The following is a 16678-nucleotide window of genomic DNA, read 5'->3' as shown; positions in this document are numbered from 1 at the left end:
GACCAACACGTAGGCTGGACGTTCAAGACCCCCGCCTGACCTTCCCCACCGGCCCCGAGTGCCGGGGCAAGGAGACCACCATGGAGAACACCGAAGCCCTGTCCCGGGCAATCTCCGTACAACTCGCCGCCGCCGTCGCCATCAACACCAGCCACGGCGATATCCCCCTCGATGACGAAATGCGCGTCGCAGTCGACAACGCAGTCCGGCCCATCCTCAAGCGCCGCTTGAATGCGCGCCTCGCCGACAACACCCCGAAGGAATGACCATGCCCGTAAAGAAGCGTGAAGCCATGCGACAAGCGATTCTCAACGCCGCCGCGCTGGTTGAAGCGATGGATCTGGAACAGTTGTTCGGCGAGTTCTACGCCGAAGTGGGAGGCGATGCGAACGCAGAGCAAGCTTTAACGGAAGCGCAATCCAAGTTGGTAGGCCGGATTCGCGCACTTGATCGCAGACCAGCACCGGGCCGCTGAGGCTCGGCGGCCCAGAGATCTGGGCTGGTGTTACTTCACCTTAACTTGGCGCCCTTCAGACTCCATCAGCTCCGCGAACTTTTCCCACGACATGCGGCGCTTGTTGACGGAGTTGCCCGCAGGAAGCCATTCCACATTGCCCTTACTGACCAACACGGTTCCCAACTTCTTTTTATCTTTGCGAACCTCAATTTCCACATCTTTGTGCAAGACAAGCTTGTCATTGATGTTCATGCTGACTTCATGGGCCATCTCATAACTCCAGAATTAAGAGGGGAGATGTAAATGTAACTTATGAATCAAAGTTGTACTAAATAAATCCGGAGTTCTCATGATCAAGTTCATCGAGGCCCTGCTCGACATCCTCGCGCCCATTCTCAGCGTGCTGGACCGCAACGGGAAGCTGTAATTCCCTCGATATTGGAAGAACACAACCATGGAAGAAGTGACCATTCACGAAGCGGGCGCGCTACTCGCCGCCACCGGCCGCATCATGATGCGCCACGGTGTGCATTTCGACGTTCTGATCGGTGACTGCCGCGACGATTGCAGCGATAGCGACTTGCTGGAAATTATGGGCAATGCAGGCGTGCCGGAAGAACGGGCCCGCGAACTGCTTCGCATGGACCTCAGCGACGTTGTCGCCGATCTGCACTTCGGCACCTGACAGCCCCGGCTCATGCCCAGCGCGCAGCGCCGACTACCAGCATTACGAGACCGACGCCAGGCATTGCTTGCCAAGCTCTTCCATCCGCCTGGCGACGGCCTGAAGCGATTGCCATTCGATAGGAAGCTCGCAGAACCAGCGAAAGCTGACAACGTTGAAACCGCTAGTGAATTCCAGAGAATAGGTCTCGCCGTCGACGCCCGCGACGACAGGCGACACTACTTGCACGGATGCCTTTGCCAATAGTTCGTAAAGCTCAAGCCCGGAAGCAAGCTCAAGGTCGATAGTTGGGAATGCCTGTCCCGGCGTGCCCCATGGATCGGGCTGCATCCAATCACCGATTAGAAGCTGCGCTGAAACCCGGCAGACGGACGGATGTGCGGCACATGGTCCCATGAGCTGGGCAGCGACTCCTTCGCCCATCGCACGATTTACGGAGAAATTGAGCAACCAGTTTTCGGGTGTCTTCATATGAGAACAAAATCGAAGCCGGTTTTGCCCAGCGATTTCCACTATGGAAGAGTGCGGGCAAGTATAGCTTTGCCAGTCCCCGCACGCTGGGGCGGCTTCGGAGAGCAGGCCGGCGCCGCTTCGCCCCCGGCGCAAAAAGTGACCTTCCCCTGGAAGTGAACTGATCGGGCCTCCGGCCTGCTCTCCGAGGCCTCACCACCGCGCATTCGCGCAAATCCCCATGACCTACATCGAAACCCTCGCCTGGGGCCTGGGCCTGTTCGCGTTCGCGCGGCTGGTGCTGGCGCCCCTCGGCGACTACCTCTCACGCCGCTACGTCGCGGCCGATCCCTGGAGCGCCACCCAATGAACACCATCAGCGCAAGCGCGCCCCCGGCGCGCATCCGCCCCCTGCGCATCGCCGCCAAGGCGCCCCGCAAGCTGGGCGACCTCATCGCACCGCGGGACCACGCCGGCAAAGGCAACTGGAGCCAGGATGCGGATATCCCGTGGTGGGCATGGCCCGCCGCCGCGGTCTTGGCCGCGTTTTTCCTCTTCGGCCCGCAGCCGTTGGGCTGGATCCTGCGCAGCGTCTTATGAACGGAATTGACTCATCCCGCGTGACCGCGCTGGGTGGATTCCGCCCGTGCCATTGCCTCGGCGTCGGGTGCAGTGGGAAGACCCAAAGGCCGAACCGGCGGTACAGGCCGAGAAAATCGGGATTTTCCAGACCACACGCGGGCGACCGGCCACTTACGACCTGGCCAATGCTACGGCGTGTCTCCGCAGACCATTAGCAATATATGGCGCCGCCAGGGGACCATGCCCAATGAACCTTGAACTACTCAGATAGGTAACTTCGGCCTTTCGCCGCGCTCGATTGACGTGAGAGCGTGCCGAAAGATTTGCAGCGTTTGGGCGACAGATTCCTTCGCCAACTTTGCCGCGAGTAGCTCATGGCGCCACTTAGTACCCTGCAGATCGTTGCGCCACCTATTAGCAGCGTGACGCAGTTGAACCTCCATCTTCCGCAATACACGGCATACGTCGATGAAGTATGCACAGAGATATCCAGTGGGTAGCTGATGAACGTTGACACGGTCCATAGCACCCAGCAGTGCGCCCACGTCATCAATGATCACGTCCGTTCGCAAGACCTCTTCAGCAGGCACATAGCCATCAAGGACATCTTGTATGTAAGCCATCAACCAATGCGCTTGGCCGATGAGGCTGCAAATCGGCTCGAAAGCGTCAATTCGCTCCTCAATCCTAATCTGTGAGTCGCGCCTCATTTGCAAAGTGTGCTGCCACAGGACAAAGCCCGCTCCCGACACAATTGCCACGACTGAGAAGATGGCCTGAATCCATGCTGGCGCTCCCTCACTATGAAACAGAGCTTGACCCCATGGGGAAAGCGCGCCACCGATAAGGAGCATTCCCATCAGTAAGGCAAGTATTGCCCACTCATACCACTTGAAGTTCTTCAATTGCAGCTCCCGTTGGAATTCTGCCGCGCATCGTATCCCAACCCTCCAAGGGTGTCAGCCGTCCCGCCCCGGGCGGCCCGCTCCCCTTTGTCCACTCACTTCAATCTGAACAGACCATGGCAAAAAATCGAAAGACGTTTATGGCGCAGAAGGCCAAAGCAACCTCCTCAACTTCGACCCCGCCAAGCTGACCCTCGTCACCGACGAAAATGGCCCGCTCCACGACGCACGTGTCCATCTGCCGGTGGACGAAGCGCTGGCCCGCAATATCGACTACCAAGGCGTGCAGGAACCCATCGCAGTCTCCAAGAATCCCGAGACCGGCGAAACCGAGGTGGTGTTCGGGCGCCAACGCGTCAAGGCGGCCCGACTTGCCAACGAATGGCGGCACCACCGCGGCGAGCCCGAGCGACAAATTCCGGCAGTCGTGTACCCAGGGAAGTGGCAATCAGCTCTGGACGCCATCGCCAGCGAGAACGAAGCCCGCACGGCCGACAGTCCGCTCGGCCGCGCCGAGAAAATGCGTCGGCACCTGGCACTGGGCAAAGGTGAAGACCAGATTGCCGTCATCTACAACTGCAGCGTCGCCACGGTACGCGACACGCTGGTCCTGCTGGATAGCCCCAAGGTCGTGCAGGATGCCATCGAGGCCGGGCAAATCACCCTTACCCATGCCAAAGCCCTGGCGAAGCTCAATCCAGAAGATCAGCGCGCCAAGGTGGCCGAACTGGTCGCAGCTGGCAAGGACGCGACGCCCCACCAGCGCAACCGCCAGCAGGCCGCAGTCATGGGCGAGCGCCCCCGCGTGAAATCCCGCAAACAAATCCTGGCGGCGCTGGAGCTGGCGCAGGGAGACTACGCTGCGGCTTTGCGCTGGGTGCTAGGGGCAGAAGACGGTGCCATAGCATAATCCCTGTTGCTGGCACCCATATCCCGTAGGGATTAGGCAGTGGAGCTGACCTCTCGCTTTAGCAACTGATAGCCCCTCTCCGATAAAGACTCAATCAGCGGCATTGCAACTTTAATTCCCTGTTGCATGAATTGGACAACCTCAAGTCGCCCCGCCCGAGTCTCTAGCGCTTCATCCACCGCAAAGCTCACCGTTGGGTGCAATTGCGAAATAACAAGTGCCATTTCGTGGGCAAGCGATTCCCTTAGTGGAAGGAGTTGCTTAGGCGCGGGCAAGTCTGCCATTCGGTAAGCGTCCTGAATATCGGATATGACTGCCCTGATGTCTTTGACACTCAGATCAACTTTTTCCACACCATCGAAGGTGTTGGAACATTCGATGAGCACGGCATGGAAGCCTGCCAATCTTGGATAGGCCTCGCCAATCACAAGTACAGCCTCCGCGTATCGCTCCATACGCTGCGTCCGATACTGCCAACTAGCAATGGCGACGGCGGCGACCGTGGCTCCGACAGTACCAATCGCGGTCATAGCCGCAAGCAAGCTGACGTTTGCCAGCGCCCCGGTTCTATCGCGCCAACTCCAGCCAAATACAAACCCAGCAATTGCAGTTGCTGCTGCCACGGCTACCCAGAAGACCGTTAATCGCCAGTCTTCGAACTTCACATCTTTCATATCGCCCCCCTCGCGGGCGCCCTCTCTGGCGCAATCGCGATCGTATCTCATTGAGCAGGAGCCATTTATATGAACCGTAGCCGCAACATCGGCGGTGTGGCCAAGGGAATCAAGGAGTATTCCCTGCGCGTGACCGGGCCGATTCCCTTTGACGATGACATCAAGTGGGCCGAAATCTTCGGCGCGACCATCACGGTGTTTCCGTCCTCGCCCGGCGGCAAGCGCGAAACCTACCTGGACTGCTGCACGTCCGAAGTTGGCAAGCAATACACGGTCGACAACGAAGCGCGCCGTACCCTCACCATGTTCGCCGTCAAGAAGGTGGATGAATGACCAATGCCAACCATCAAGCGCAGACGCGCGCTGTCACGCAACCGGACAAGGAAGTCCTGGCTACCGGCACGCTGGTCTACGGCGTGCCGTAACAAGGCCGCCGGCACTACAACTTCGCTATGCGCCTGCCGACCATGGGCGACAACATCGACGCGCTGGAGACCCACCCGGACGCATCGGTCGCGCGCATCGACTTGGCCATGTTCGCCGCGTGCATGCAGCGCCTGGGTGACATCCCCGAGGATGACATCACCTTTGAGCTGCTGGCCACGATGGTCCCCACGGACCTGGACGTGATCTATGCGGAGATGAGCGAGGCAAAAAAAAGCTGCTGTTGCCGAACGTCGCCTGCGAACCTTCCGAAAACTCATCCTCGTCCTCGGAAAACACGGCATCTCAGAGGACCGCGTCCGTAGCCTGACCTTTGAACAGGTGCAAGGCTACCTGGAATCCCAGGCTGAACTGAACGGGACAGCCAGGGATTCCGGCAATTCGACCACTCGCCGCATCGTCAGCCAGCGGCGTATCAAACCCAAGAAGCGGGGCAGACCGACGCACGCCGCCAGGTCGTCGTCGCAGACCATGTAGCAAGAGGTCCACCGTGTCCAATACCAACATGAAGGCTGCCCTTGAGATCGTCGTCAGCGACCGGGGCAGCCGTGACGCCGCTCAGGCTGTATCCGCTGTTGCGCAGAAGAAGCAGGAGGCTGGTCGAAACCCCAGTCCTTGCGAATCACCTTGTAGACATGTGACAGGAAGGCCATGCGCCGCACCACGGTGGCCGGCGCTCGGTCCTTGAGCCATTCGTCGCGCAACTCCGTCAGGTCGGAGCTACGGATGCGGTCGACCGGGCGGATGGCCAGGCGCGTGGCGCGCCAGATACGCGCGATGGATTTACGCGCGATGGATTGTTCGGAGACGTGGCCCTTCTTGGTGGCGGAAACCTCGGCCAGATAGCACGTGAGCGCGTCGGCAAGGGTCGGGGCGGGCTTTCGGCGAGGCTGACGGCGGGACCAGGGTTTCATGGGTCGGCAGGGGCGTTATAACCGGGCAGTATCCCCGATTTACCGCCCCAGCCGCAGGCCGGGTTGAGGGCCAAGGTGGTGGGGGGATGCCTGCCTTGCCCCCTGATCGCGCGTCCTGGGGCGTTTTGGCGGGTCTCAGCGGTATCAAATGACGCACCGATCCGTCTCAAACGACGCGCCGCGCTACAGTACGCCCACCTTGCCCCGACGCACCTGGCCGCACACGCTGAGACGGTCACGTTTTGGTCACAGCGGGCGGCAGAAACGAAACAGCCGCCATTGCTGGCGGCTGTAAATACCTGATTTACCGGGTATTTTTTGGTAGGCCCCCCGAGAGTCGAACTCGGCACCAACGGATTATGAGTCCGCTGCTCTAACCAGGCATGAGCTAGAGGCCCAGGAAACTTATTGCCCTTCCAGGAAGCTCTTCAGCTTGTCGGCCCGGCTCGGGTGGCGCAGCTTGCGCAGCGCTTTAGCCTCTATTTGGCGGATGCGCTCACGCGTGACGTCGAACTGCTTGCCCACTTCTTCCAGGGTCTGGTCGGTGCTCATTTCGATACCGAAACGCATGCGCAGCACCTTGGCTTCCCGCGGGGTCAGGGAGTCTAGCACTTCCTTGACCACGTCGCGCATGGAACCATGCAGCGCGGCGTCCGAAGGCGCCAGGGTCGAGGTGTCTTCGATGAAATCGCCCAGGTGCGAGTCGTCGTCGTCGCCGATCGGCGTTTCCATGGAGATCGGCTCCTTGGCGATCTTCAGGATCTTGCGGATCTTGTCCTCGGGCATGTCCATCTTCTGCGCCAGGGTCGCGGGATCCGGCTCGGCGCCGGTTTCCTGCAGGATCTGGCGGCTGATCCGGTTCATCTTGTTGATCGTTTCGATCATGTGGACCGGAATACGGATGGTGCGCGCCTGGTCGGCGATGGAGCGGGTGATGGCCTGACGGATCCACCACGTCGCGTAGGTCGAGAACTTGTAGCCGCGACGGTACTCGAACTTGTCCACCGCCTTCATCAGGCCGATGTTGCCTTCCTGGATCAGGTCCAGGAACTGCAGGCCACGGTTCGTGTACTTCTTGGCGATCGAGATCACCAGGCGCAGGTTGGCCTCGGTCATTTCGCGCTTGGCCTTGCGGGCCTTGGCTTCGCCAGTGGCCATGCGCTTGTTGACGTCCTTGAGGTCCTTGAGCGGCAGCACCACGCGGGTCTGCAGGTCGATCAGCTTCTGCTGCAGTTCCTGCACGGCGGGGATCTGGCGCTCCAGCGTTTCGGCGTACGGATGGCCGGCGGCCACTTCGTCGACGACCCACTGCAGATTGGTTTCGTTGCCCGGGAACACCTTGATGAAATGCGTGCGCGGCATGCCGGCACGGTCCACACACGTGTGCAGGACGGCGCGCTCGAGCTGGCGCACTTCTTCCACCTGGTTGCGCAGCGTGTCGGCCAGCTTCTCGACCATCTTGGCGGTGAAGCGGATGCCCATCAGTTCGTTCTGGATCGACTCCTGCGCGCGCACGTAGACGTCCGACTTGTAGCCGTCCTTTTCGTACGACAGGCGCATCTTGTCGAACTGCTTGCCGACCTCGTCGAATTTGGCCAACGCCTTCACGCGCAGGTCTTCCAGCTGCTTGCTGGACATGCCGCCAGCGGGGCCGTCATCGCTCTCGTCTTCATCGGCGGTGACGCCGGCGCCGGCATACTCTTCGCCGTCTTCCGGATCGACCAGGCCGTCGACCACTTCGTCGATCTGCGCCTGGCCTTCACGCACGCGCATGACGTGAGCGAGGATTTCGTTGATGGTGGTCGGGCAGGCCGAGATGGCCATGACCATGTGCTTCAGGCCGTCTTCGATGCGCTTGGCGATCTCGATTTCGCCCTCGCGCGTCAGCAGTTCCACCGAGCCCATTTCGCGCATGTACATACGCACGGGGTCGGTGGTGCGGCCGAAGTCGGAGTCCACGGTGGTCAGCGCGGCTTCGGCTTCGTCTTCGACGTCATCGTCGTTGGACGCGACCGGCGCGTTTTCGCTCATCAGCAGCGTTTCGGCATCGGGCGCCTGGTCATAGACCGCGATGCCCATGTCGCTGAACGTGCTGATGATGCCGTCGATGGCTTCGGCGTCGACCAGGTCATCAGGCAGATGGTCGTTGATTTCGCCGTAGGTCAGGTAGCCGCGATCCTTGCCCAGCTTGATCAGCTGCTTGAGGCGGTTGCGGCGGGCTTCGTATTCTTCGGCCGAGACGGGGCCGCGGGCGATCAGATCCTTGGGATCCGCCTTGCCGCGCTTGCCACCGCGCTTGGGCGGCTTCAGGTCCGGCAGGACCTCGCCTTCGCCGTCCATGGTGTCGTCGAAACCGTCGGAATCGTTGTTGGCGTTCTTGGCCGGGCGACCCGGGCGGCGGCCGCTGGGGGCCGGACGCGCGCTGCCGACCAGATCGGCCAGCTTGTCCTCGGCCTTCTTGGCACGCGCCTTGGTCACCTTCTCGGGCTTGTCTGCCGCCGCCGTCTTGGCAGCCGCCTTCTTGGCGGCCGTCTTAGCGGCAGGCTTGGCGACCTTCACCGCCGTCTTGGCGGGCGCTTTTTCCGCCGCCATGCTGACGACACGCTTGGCCTTGGTGGCCTGGGTGTCGGTCGCATCAATTGCAGAGGAGGATTTGCCGGTGGATTTGGTCATAGTCGCTTCCGTGGTCGTCGCAACCCGTTCGGGCATGTGCACCGCATGAAACCGCTGCCGGGCAAAGGCCCATCGCGGTATCCGTGCGGGTAAAACTGGTGAATCGGCGGAAGCCCTGCGGCTGCGTTGTTCGCGGCACAAGCTCTTGCGAGCCCGCCTGGCGTCATTGCGGTCCGTGACCGGCTGAACGCCTGGCGTGCATGGTTTCATCCAGCCGCGGACTCCCGGCATCGAGGGGGGCTGTCTGCCTATAAATAGGCGTTGCTTGCCTGGCGGGCCTTGCCCTTGGCAGCTAAATAGACACAGCACCCAAACCTCAGACGCGACGCGAAGATAACCGCCGCCGAACTGCGTGATTCACCACTCAGCTATAGTAATTAACTATGTAACAAATTTGATGCGCACGTCCGCTTTTTTTCGCGCTGGCGCTCGGGGCTTATCCACCCCAGACCGACCCGTTCAACCGGTATCCGCCTTGCCCGCCAGCCCGGCATCGCTTCAGCCGACCTGCCCATCAAACCCTAAAACTATTAGATTCCAGCAGCGGAAATAGATTCCGTCCGCCGTTCTTTTTCCTGCCGCTTGCGCAATCGTTTTCGCGCAACCGTGCCCCAACACTGGCGCGATAACGAAGGATTCATCGCAATACCGCGCCTGCGCGCCTGCGCGCCTACAAATACCGCGCCTGCGCGCCCTGCATCCCGCCGGCACAGATTCAAGGCCGATTCATTCAACCGGCTTTCAGCCTGCATTCAACATCGCGGGATCCTGGCGCCGCCAGGTCATCGCCATACAGCCAACAACTACCGCCACACAACGGTTTGCGGCAATGCCGCGGCGGGAAAACCCTTGATTTTACCGCATTTAGCGTATGCCGGCACCTTTGAGCACCAGCATCCGGCTCGACAGCTCCAGGTAGCGCTTGCGCGCCTCCTCGGTTGCCAGGCCGGCCGCAGCCAGCTTGGCCATTTCCGCCTTCGCCGAATCGAATTCGATGCGCCGCAGCGCATCGTCCCATTCGGTTTGCGGATCCGGCAGATCTTCCTGGGACAAAATGTCGACCCGCAGCCCCTTGAGCACTGTCGCAAGATCCGAGTCCGGCTCCGCCGCTTCCAGCAGGGCGCCCACATGGCGCGCACCGCTGGATTGGGCCAGCATGATCAGATCCCTTACCAGTCCTAGATGGGGGCCGTGGTCGATGACTTCAAGCTGCTGGTCGCCCATCGAGTCGACCAGTTCCGGGTGGGCCAGCAACAGACTCAACAGGCGCTTGGCCAGCGAAGGCATGGTGCGGCGCCCTTCGAAGCCGCCGACGTCATCGCGCCTGCCCTTCCAGTTGCCCTTGCCGCCTTTCCAGTCGCTTTTGCCCTTCCAGTCGCTCTTGCCCTTCCAATCGCCCTTGCCTTTCCAGTCCTGCTTGCCACCGCCGCCACTCCAGCCGCCCGATTCGCCGCCTGGCGACGAGAATTGGCCATAGTCCACGTACTCGCCATCGTCGGCGGGAATGTCGTGGAAATCGTGGCCTGCGAAGTCGTAGCCGCCTTCGTGTGGCACGCTACCCTCTTGCGGCGCCGGTGCGCCGGCGATGCCCGCCTCGCCCGCGGCCGGCCTGGCCGGCGCGCCGAACGGCTTGGCGGGTTGCTGCGCCAGCACCTGCGCCATTTCCTCCGGCGTCAGCTGCACCAGCTTGGCCATCTCGCGTTCGATCTGCACGCGCAGCGCGCATTCCGGAATCGACGCCAGCAGGGGCTTGGCCTCATGCAGGCAGCTGGCGCGCCCTTCGGCTTCGTCCATGTTATGGCGCGATGCCAGCTCGTCCAGCAGGAAGCGCGACAACGCCACCGCCTCGCCCAGGCAAGCGCGGAACGCTTCGGCGCCCAGTTCGCGCACATACGAATCCGGGTCATGCTCGGTTGGCAGGAACAGGAAGCGGATGGCGATGTCGTCGCGCAGCACCGGCAGGCACGCCTGCAGCGCGCGCCACGCGGCCCGGCGGCCGGCGCCATCACCGTCGAAGCTGAAGATCACCTTGTCGCTGGTGCGCAGCAGCTTCTTGACGTGATCCGGGGTGGTCGCGGTGCCTAGCGTGGCAACGGCATTGGCGATACCCTGCTGCGCCAGGCCGACCACATCCATGTAGCCTTCGACCACGATGACCTGACCTTCCTGGCGGATCGCCTGACGCGCTTCCCACAGCCCGTACAGCTCCTGACCCTTGGAAAACAGCGGGGTCTCGGGCGAATTCAGGTACTTGGGCTCGCCCTTGCCGATGATGCGGCCGCCAAAGCCGATCAGGCTGCCGCGCGCATTGCGGATCGGGAACATGATCCGTTCGCGGAAGCGGTCGTAGCGCCGGCCGTCCTCGGACTCGATGACCAGGCCCGACTCCACCAGAGTCGGATCTTCGTAATTCGGAAAAACCTGCGACAGCCCATGCCGGTCCGTGCCGGACCAGCCCAGGCCGAAATGCGCCGCGATCTCGCCGGTCAGGCCACGTTGCTTCAGATAGCGGATCGCGGCGGGCGATGCGCGCAACTGCTTCAGGTAATGGGCTTGAGCGGCGTCCAGCACCTGCGTATGGCGGGACTCCTCGGCCTTGCGGCGTGCGGTTTCCTGCTGCTGGCGGGGACTGCGATTTTCTTCGGGGACCGTCATTCCCGCCGAAGCCGCGAGCGTGCGCACGGCCTCGGGGAAACTGGCGCCCGTATGTTCCATCAGGAAGGTGATGGCACTGCCGTGGGCGCCGCAACCGAAGCAGTGATAGAACTGCTTGGTGGGGCTGACAGTGAACGACGGACTTTTTTCGTTATGAAAGGGGCACAGGCCAAGCAAGTTGGCCCCACCCTTTCGCAACTGCACGTATCGCCCGACAACATCGACAACGTCGACCCGGGCGAGTAGTTCCTGGATGAATGATTCTGGAATCAATAGATTCGGGAATCAGAAATCAATACAGGCGCGGGGGCAGTTGCTGGCTACGGATGCGCTTGTAGTGGCGCTTCACAGCGGCGGCGTGCTTGCGCTTGCGCTCGGCCGTGGGCTTCTCATAGAACTCGCGCGAGCGCAGTTCGGTGAGCAAACCGGTCTTTTCGATGGTGCGCTTGAAGCGACGCAGAGCGGCTTCAAACGGTTCGTTTTCCTTCAGTCGAACGATAGGCATAAAGTGATTGGCCTGCTTGTAGGGTAACAAAAGTTGATGACAAACCTGGCTTGCTTACCAGCAACGCCACGTGGTTCCGGACGGCGAACCGCCTGTAAGCTCAGGCCGCAGACTACGCACGCAACAATAGTAATCGCGCATGCTGTCCGGACCAAGAGTTCAAGAGCCCCGCGCACAGGATTCCCTGCCCGCCGGCCCCTTCGCTTCCAGGCGCCAGCGCCAAGAGCCTTGCAGCGCTAAAGTCCTAAAATCGGCTGGCTCTAGGGCCGGCTGGCTGCTGACTGGCAAAAGTCTCCAGGGCCGGTTGCGTTACCCAAAGACTACCTAAAGAGTAACAAGCCAAGTTCGGTTTAGCGATAACCAGCGATTCTAGCATGGTCATGGCTATTTTGACTACCGGGGGAACAGTCTGGCACCCTGACCTCGCACGATCGTGCCGCGCATTGGCGGCGGGGATCGCCAGACCATCCGCCCCCCTATGATTTCAGCCCTTCGAACCCTTGCGAATCCAGGCTTCCAGCTGGTGCGGACGCAGGCTGTCGTAATCCTCGAACGGCTGATGGATCCAGGGGTTGGTCGGCAACTTGTCGACGTAATAATCGGGCTGCGCCTGGGAATGCCCCTTCCACCACAGCACGGCGCTGCGCAATTCGGTGATGTCGGCGAACTGGCTCTTGAGGTGGTCGTACACCTTCATGAACGTCTTGCCGGTATCCACCATGTCGTCCACCAGCAACACCCGCCCGGACAGCGTGCCGCGCGTGATAGTGATGAACTGCGCGATATCCATATCGCCCTGCTTGGTGCCCGCGGCTTCGCGGTAGCTGCTGGTCGCCAGAATGCCCAACGGCACATCAAAAATACGGGACATAACGTCGCCAACGCGCATGCCGCCACGCGCCAGGCACAAAATCTTGTCGAACTCCCAACCGGACTGATGCACCTGCAAGGCCAGGCGCTCGATCAAGCGGTTGTAGTCGTCCCACGTCACCCACAGATGGCTATCGTCACTGGTTGGCGCGCTCATAGGCAAGGATCTCCTGCGTGAAAATACGAAAAGGCCGCCGCCGGTATGAGCCGGCGGCGGCCTTGCGAATGATAACCCGATGTCAGCCCTTCAGGGGATGACGCAGCACAATGGTTTCGTTGCGGTCGGGACCGGTGGACACCAGGTCGATCGGCACACCGCAGACTTCGGCCACGCGCTCCAGGTAGCGACGGGCGGCCTCGGGCAGCTTGTCGTACTCGGTGATGCCGACGGTGGATTCGCTCCAGCCCGGCAGCTCTTCCAGCACCGGCTGGGCTTGCGCCACGGCATGGGCGCCGTAGGGCAGCACGTCGCGGAATTCACCGTTGACGCGGTAGCCCACGCCCAACTGGATGGTTTCCAGGCCGTCGAGCACGTCCAGCTTGGTGATGCACAGGCCGGTGATGCCGTTCAGGCGGACCGAGCGCTTGAGCGCGGCGCCGTCGAACCAGCCGCAGCGGCGCGGACGGCCGGTGACCGAGCCGAATTCCTTGCCGATGGTGGCCAGGCGGGTGCCGATCTCGTCGACCAGTTCCGTGGGGAACGGGCCCGAGCCGACGCGCGTGGTGTAGGCCTTGGTGATGCCCAGAACGTAGTCCAGCGACTGCGGACCGACGCCCGCGCCCGCCGAAGCGGCGCCGGCGACGCAGTTGCTGCTGGTGACGAACGGATAGGTGCCGTGATCGACGTCCAGCAGCGCGCCCTGCGCGCCTTCGAACAGCAGGCGCTTGCCTTCCTGCTGCATGGTGAACAGCGTGCTGGAGACGTCCGCGACCATCGGGGCGATCGCCGGCGCCAGCGCCATGGCCTGATCACGCACTTCGTTGGCCGAAACGGCTTCGGCGCCCAGGTACTGGGTCAGCACGAAGTTGTGGTAGTCCAGCACTTCGGCGAGCTTTTCGTCGAACAACGCGGGGTTGAACAGATCCTGCACACGCAGCGCGCGGCGCGCGACCTTGTCTTCGTAGGCCGGGCCGATGCCGCGGCCGGTCGTGCCGATCTTGCCATCGCCCTTGCGCGCTTCGCGGGCCTTGTCGACGGCCACGTGGTACGGCAGGATCAGCGGGCAGATCTCGGAAATGCGCAGACGCGAGCGCACGTCCAGGCCGGCGGCCTCGAGCTCTTCGATTTCCTTGAGCAGGGCCTCCGGCGACAGCACCACGCCGTTGCCGATGAAGCAGGTGACGCCGGGATGCATGATGCCCGACGGGATCAGGCGAAGAATGGTCTTCTTGCCATTGATCCACAGCGTGTGGCCGGCGTTGTGGCCGCCCTGGAAGCGGACCACGCCCTGGACGGATTCCGCCAGCCAATCGACGATCTTACCCTTGCCCTCGTCACCCCACTGGGTGCCGATTACGACTACGTTCTTGCTCATGTTACGAATCAATATCGAGTTTCTCGGGAAATCCGGAAATCTCCCCGCGGCCCTCTCGTTGCCGAGAGGGAGTTAGTCACAGCGTTCTGACCGTCCAGGCGCCATCCTGCAGCGCCAGCTCGCGATCGCAAACGAATTCGTCCTGATCCTGCTCGTGACCGGGCAATACCTGAACGACGATTTCCCCTGACCGGCGCAGGCGGCGGACCGCCTCGACCAGGGCGGGGGCTTGCCCCCAGGGCGCGCGAACCGCACGCGCCCGTTCCGCCGGCGGCAAACCCGCCGCCAGCTTGCGTAAATCCAGACTGAAGCCGGTGGCCGGACGGGCGCGCCCGAACGCCAGGCTGACGTCGTCATAGCGGCCGCCGCGCACCAGCGCGTCACGCCAGCCTTCGGCGTACAGCGCGAACTTGATGCCGGAGTGGTAGCCGTAGCCGTCCACGTCCGCCAGGTCGACACCGAAGTCAACGTTCGGCTGGCCATCCACCAGCACCTGCAGCGCATCCAGCGCGGCGACGACGCCAGGCAGCAGCGGCAGGTCGTGGCGGGCCCGCTTCAGCACCTCGGGACCGCCGTAAAGCTTGGGCAGCAGCTGCAACGCCTTGAGCGTTTCAGCGCGCATGCCGGGGGTGCGCGCGGCCAGTTCGGTCAGGCCAGGCACGTCTTTCTCGCGCATCAGGCGGATGACGTCCTGCGAGACCGCGGCAGCGGCCGGATCGGCTTCGACGATGCCGCGCAGCACGCCCGGATGGCACAACACCAGGCGCGGATTGCGCACGCCGGCAATGGCCACGGTTTCCAGCACCAGCTGGATGATCTCGAGGTCGGCCTCGAAACCGGCATGACCGTAGATTTCGGCGCCGATCTGCAGCAGCTCGCGGCTGGACAGCAGGTCCGCCGGGCGCGCATGCAGCACGTTGCCGCAGTAACACAGGCGGGTTACGCCAGCGCGGTTCAACAAGTGCGCGTCGATGCGCGTGACCTGGGGCGTCATGTCGGCACGCACGCCCAGCGTGCGGCCCGACAATTGATCCACCAGCTTGCAGGTACGCAGATCCAGATCGCTGCCGGTGCCGGACAGCAATGAATCGATGTATTCGACCAACGGCGGCGCGACCAGCTCGAAACCGTAAGTGCGGTACAGATCGAGAAGTTCGCGGCGCACTTCCTCGATGCGCCGGGCCTCTGCCGGGAGTACGTCGGCAAGGCTCTCGGGCAGCAACCAGTTACCCATGAATGTTTACCTGAATAACGCCTAGAGATGCGTGGGCGTCGCCCAAACGAAAAAGCGGCTGAGGGGGCGTAAGCCCGCTCAGCCGCTGCGGAATGTTTTCTAGCTTACGGGGTATTGTACATGGTTCAGCCGACAGCGCCAGCCGGGAAAGCCAGCGGCGCAACACCGTCCCCGATTGCCGAACGACCGCGGGCGACCCGGCCTGGCCGCCAGGAAAAAGCCCCTTGGCGCAGGCCAAGGGGCTTGGGGATACCGCCTGCGGCGCCGCCTTATTTGGCGGGCACGGTCACCGGGGCCAGGGCCTGACCGGTGGGGTCCTTCATGAACTGGAAGAAGCTGGAACTGGGGTCGACCACCAGCACGTCGCCCGGCTTCGAGAACGAAGCGCGGTAGGCCTCCAGGCTCTTGTAGTACGTGTAGAACTGCGGGTTCTTGCCGTAGGCCTGCGAATAGATCGCGGCGGCCGCGGCATCGCCCTCGCCCATGATCGTCTGGGCCTTGGCATAGGCCTGGGCCACGATCACTTCGCGTTGGCGATCGGCTTCGGCGCGGATCTTCTCGCCCTCGGCGGCACCGATCGAGCGTAGCTCGTTGGCGACGCGGGTACGTTCGGCTTCCATGCGGCGATACACCGACTCCGAGATCTCGGGCGCGAACTCGATGCGGCGCAGACGCACGTCGACGATCTGCACGCCCAACGGCTCGGCGCGCTTGGCGACGTTGGTCAGGATTTCGGCCATGATCTTGTCGCGTTCGGTCGAGACCACGTCGCGAACCGTGCGCACGTTGACCGAGGCGTTGAGCGCATCGCGGATCAAGGCTTGCAGGCGCTCCTGCGCCACGCGCTCATTGCCGCCGGTCGACACGTAGTACTGGCGCGGATCGGCAATGCGCCACTTGACGTACGAATCGATCAGCAGGTTCTTCTTTTCGGAAGTCTGGATGCGCTCGGCTTCGTTGGTTTCGATGGTCAGGATGCGCTTGTCCAGCGTCACCACGTTCTGGAACGGCGGCGGCGCCTTGAAGTACAGGCCGGGCTCGTTGATGACCTTGCGCACTTCACCCAGTGAGAACACCAGGGCGTAGTCGCGCTCGCGCACCACGAACACGCAGGAAGAAAGGGCAGCCAGCACGATGAGCAGGCCGACCAGGATGGGCATAAGACGTTGCATGATCAAGAATCCT

General features: G+C 62.3%; 20 protein-coding genes and 1 tRNA gene. 8 read left to right on the top strand and 13 right to left on the bottom strand.

Going from position 1 to position 16678, the window contains the following annotated elements; genetic code table 11:
- Positions 1 to 80 precede the first annotated feature (80 nt).
- Together ABFG95_RS24225 and ABFG95_RS24220 are read left to right on the top strand one after the other, a co-directional pair.
- On the top strand, positions 81 to 266 hold the full coding sequence (locus tag ABFG95_RS24225; RefSeq protein ID WP_175146151.1) for a hypothetical protein: 186 nt from the start codon (positions 81 to 83) through the stop codon (positions 264 to 266).
- A 2-nt stretch (positions 267 to 268) separates the two neighbouring features.
- A complete protein-coding gene (locus tag ABFG95_RS24220; protein ID WP_278992969.1) occupies positions 269 to 475 on the top strand; it encodes a hypothetical protein in 207 nt (68 codons plus the stop codon).
- A gap of 30 nt (positions 476 to 505) precedes the next feature.
- Here the strand turns inward: ABFG95_RS24220 and ABFG95_RS24215 are convergent, their stop codons facing one another.
- Positions 506 to 727 carry a hypothetical protein gene (locus ABFG95_RS24215; RefSeq protein WP_175146153.1) on the bottom strand — a complete coding sequence of 74 codons (222 nt, stop codon included), beginning with the start codon at positions 725 to 727 and terminating at the stop codon, positions 506 to 508.
- 184 nt (positions 728 to 911) lie between these two features.
- Here ABFG95_RS24215 and ABFG95_RS24210 point away from each other — a divergent pair, with 184 nt between their 5' ends.
- On the top strand, positions 912 to 1142 hold the full coding sequence (locus ABFG95_RS24210; RefSeq protein ID WP_175146154.1) for a hypothetical protein: 231 nt from the start codon (positions 912 to 914) through the stop codon (positions 1140 to 1142).
- 42 nt (positions 1143 to 1184) lie between these two features.
- Here ABFG95_RS24210 and ABFG95_RS24205 read toward each other — a convergent pair whose 3' ends face one another.
- Positions 1185 to 1613: a hypothetical protein gene (locus tag ABFG95_RS24205; RefSeq protein ID WP_348994976.1), complete on the bottom strand. Its 429-nt coding sequence runs from the start codon at positions 1611 to 1613 to the stop codon at positions 1185 to 1187.
- Between the two features lie 220 nt (positions 1614 to 1833).
- On the opposite strand from ABFG95_RS24205, the gene ABFG95_RS24200 reads away from it, so the two are divergent.
- Both ABFG95_RS24200 and ABFG95_RS24195 read left to right on the top strand, forming a co-directional pair.
- Positions 1834 to 1962 (top strand): hypothetical protein, encoded by a 129-nt coding sequence (locus ABFG95_RS24200; RefSeq protein WP_024069489.1) that lies wholly within the window; start codon positions 1834 to 1836, stop codon positions 1960 to 1962.
- Positions 1959 to 2192, top strand: coding sequence for a hypothetical protein (locus ABFG95_RS24195; RefSeq protein ID WP_175146156.1), 234 nt, complete (start codon positions 1959 to 1961; stop codon positions 2190 to 2192). The genes ABFG95_RS24200 and ABFG95_RS24195 overlap by 4 nt, the downstream gene beginning before the upstream one ends.
- A 245-nt stretch (positions 2193 to 2437) precedes the next feature.
- Here ABFG95_RS24195 and ABFG95_RS24190 read toward each other — a convergent pair whose 3' ends face one another.
- A complete protein-coding gene (locus ABFG95_RS24190) occupies positions 2438 to 3079 on the bottom strand; it encodes a hypothetical protein (protein ID WP_175146157.1) in 642 nt (213 codons plus the stop codon).
- 244 nt (positions 3080 to 3323) lie between these two features.
- Between ABFG95_RS24190 and ABFG95_RS24185 the strand changes: the two genes are divergently transcribed.
- Entirely contained in the window at positions 3324 to 3989 is a 666-nt protein-coding gene (locus tag ABFG95_RS24185; protein ID WP_254601185.1) for a ParB/RepB/Spo0J family partition protein, read from the top strand.
- Between the two features lie 32 nt (positions 3990 to 4021).
- Here the strand turns inward: ABFG95_RS24185 and ABFG95_RS24180 are convergent, their stop codons facing one another.
- Positions 4022 to 4663 (bottom strand): hypothetical protein, encoded by a 642-nt coding sequence (locus ABFG95_RS24180; RefSeq protein WP_348994975.1) that lies wholly within the window; start codon positions 4661 to 4663, stop codon positions 4022 to 4024.
- 69 nt (positions 4664 to 4732) lie between these two features.
- On the opposite strand from ABFG95_RS24180, the gene ABFG95_RS24175 reads away from it, so the two are divergent.
- The gene (locus tag ABFG95_RS24175) at positions 4733 to 4996 is read left to right on the top strand and encodes a phage tail protein (RefSeq protein ID WP_348994974.1); all 264 of its coding nucleotides are present in this window, start codon (positions 4733 to 4735) and stop codon (positions 4994 to 4996) included.
- A gap of 119 nt (positions 4997 to 5115) precedes the next feature.
- Positions 5116 to 5412, top strand: a complete 297-nt coding sequence (locus tag ABFG95_RS24170; protein WP_348994973.1) for a hypothetical protein — start codon at positions 5116 to 5118, stop codon at positions 5410 to 5412.
- A gap of 225 nt (positions 5413 to 5637) precedes the next feature.
- On the opposite strand, the gene ABFG95_RS24165 is transcribed toward ABFG95_RS24170, so the two are convergent.
- The 9 genes from ABFG95_RS24165 to hflC form a co-directional block, all read right to left on the bottom strand.
- Complete coding sequence (locus ABFG95_RS24165; RefSeq protein ID WP_348994972.1) at positions 5638 to 6021, bottom strand: hypothetical protein; 384 nt, start codon at positions 6019 to 6021, stop codon at positions 5638 to 5640.
- Between the two features lie 319 nt (positions 6022 to 6340).
- Positions 6341 to 6419, bottom strand: a tRNA-Ile gene (locus tag ABFG95_RS24160).
- Positions 6420 to 6426: 7 nt separating this feature from the next.
- Positions 6427 to 8694: an RNA polymerase sigma factor RpoD gene (gene rpoD / locus ABFG95_RS24155; protein WP_049075163.1), complete on the bottom strand. Its 2268-nt coding sequence runs from the start codon at positions 8692 to 8694 to the stop codon at positions 6427 to 6429.
- Between the two features lie 864 nt (positions 8695 to 9558).
- Positions 9559 to 11622, bottom strand: a complete 2064-nt coding sequence (gene dnaG / locus ABFG95_RS24150; RefSeq protein ID WP_348994971.1) for a DNA primase — start codon at positions 11620 to 11622, stop codon at positions 9559 to 9561.
- 19 nt (positions 11623 to 11641) lie between these two features.
- A complete protein-coding gene (gene rpsU / locus ABFG95_RS24145) occupies positions 11642 to 11854 on the bottom strand; it encodes a 30S ribosomal protein S21 (protein ID WP_006218592.1) in 213 nt (70 codons plus the stop codon).
- Between the two features lie 484 nt (positions 11855 to 12338).
- Complete coding sequence (locus ABFG95_RS24140; RefSeq protein ID WP_006387865.1) at positions 12339 to 12881, bottom strand: phosphoribosyltransferase; 543 nt, start codon at positions 12879 to 12881, stop codon at positions 12339 to 12341.
- An 82-nt stretch (positions 12882 to 12963) separates the two neighbouring features.
- The gene (locus tag ABFG95_RS24135) at positions 12964 to 14259 is read right to left on the bottom strand and encodes an adenylosuccinate synthase (RefSeq protein WP_049075168.1); all 1296 of its coding nucleotides are present in this window, start codon (positions 14257 to 14259) and stop codon (positions 12964 to 12966) included.
- A gap of 76 nt (positions 14260 to 14335) precedes the next feature.
- On the bottom strand, positions 14336 to 15493 hold the full coding sequence (locus ABFG95_RS24130; RefSeq protein ID WP_049075169.1) for an ATP phosphoribosyltransferase regulatory subunit: 1158 nt from the start codon (positions 15491 to 15493) through the stop codon (positions 14336 to 14338).
- 269 nt (positions 15494 to 15762) lie between these two features.
- Positions 15763 to 16665: a protease modulator HflC gene (gene hflC / locus ABFG95_RS24125; protein WP_049075172.1), complete on the bottom strand. Its 903-nt coding sequence runs from the start codon at positions 16663 to 16665 to the stop codon at positions 15763 to 15765.
- Between the last annotated feature and the right edge of the window lie 13 nt (positions 16666 to 16678).

It is taken from the genome of Achromobacter sp. HNDS-1 (genome assembly GCF_040084795.1).
GTDB lineage: Bacteria > Pseudomonadota > Gammaproteobacteria > Burkholderiales > Burkholderiaceae_B > Achromobacter > Achromobacter ruhlandii.
The sequence above is the reverse complement of the archived record's forward strand: the minus strand, read 5'-3'. Positions and strand labels throughout refer to the sequence as shown.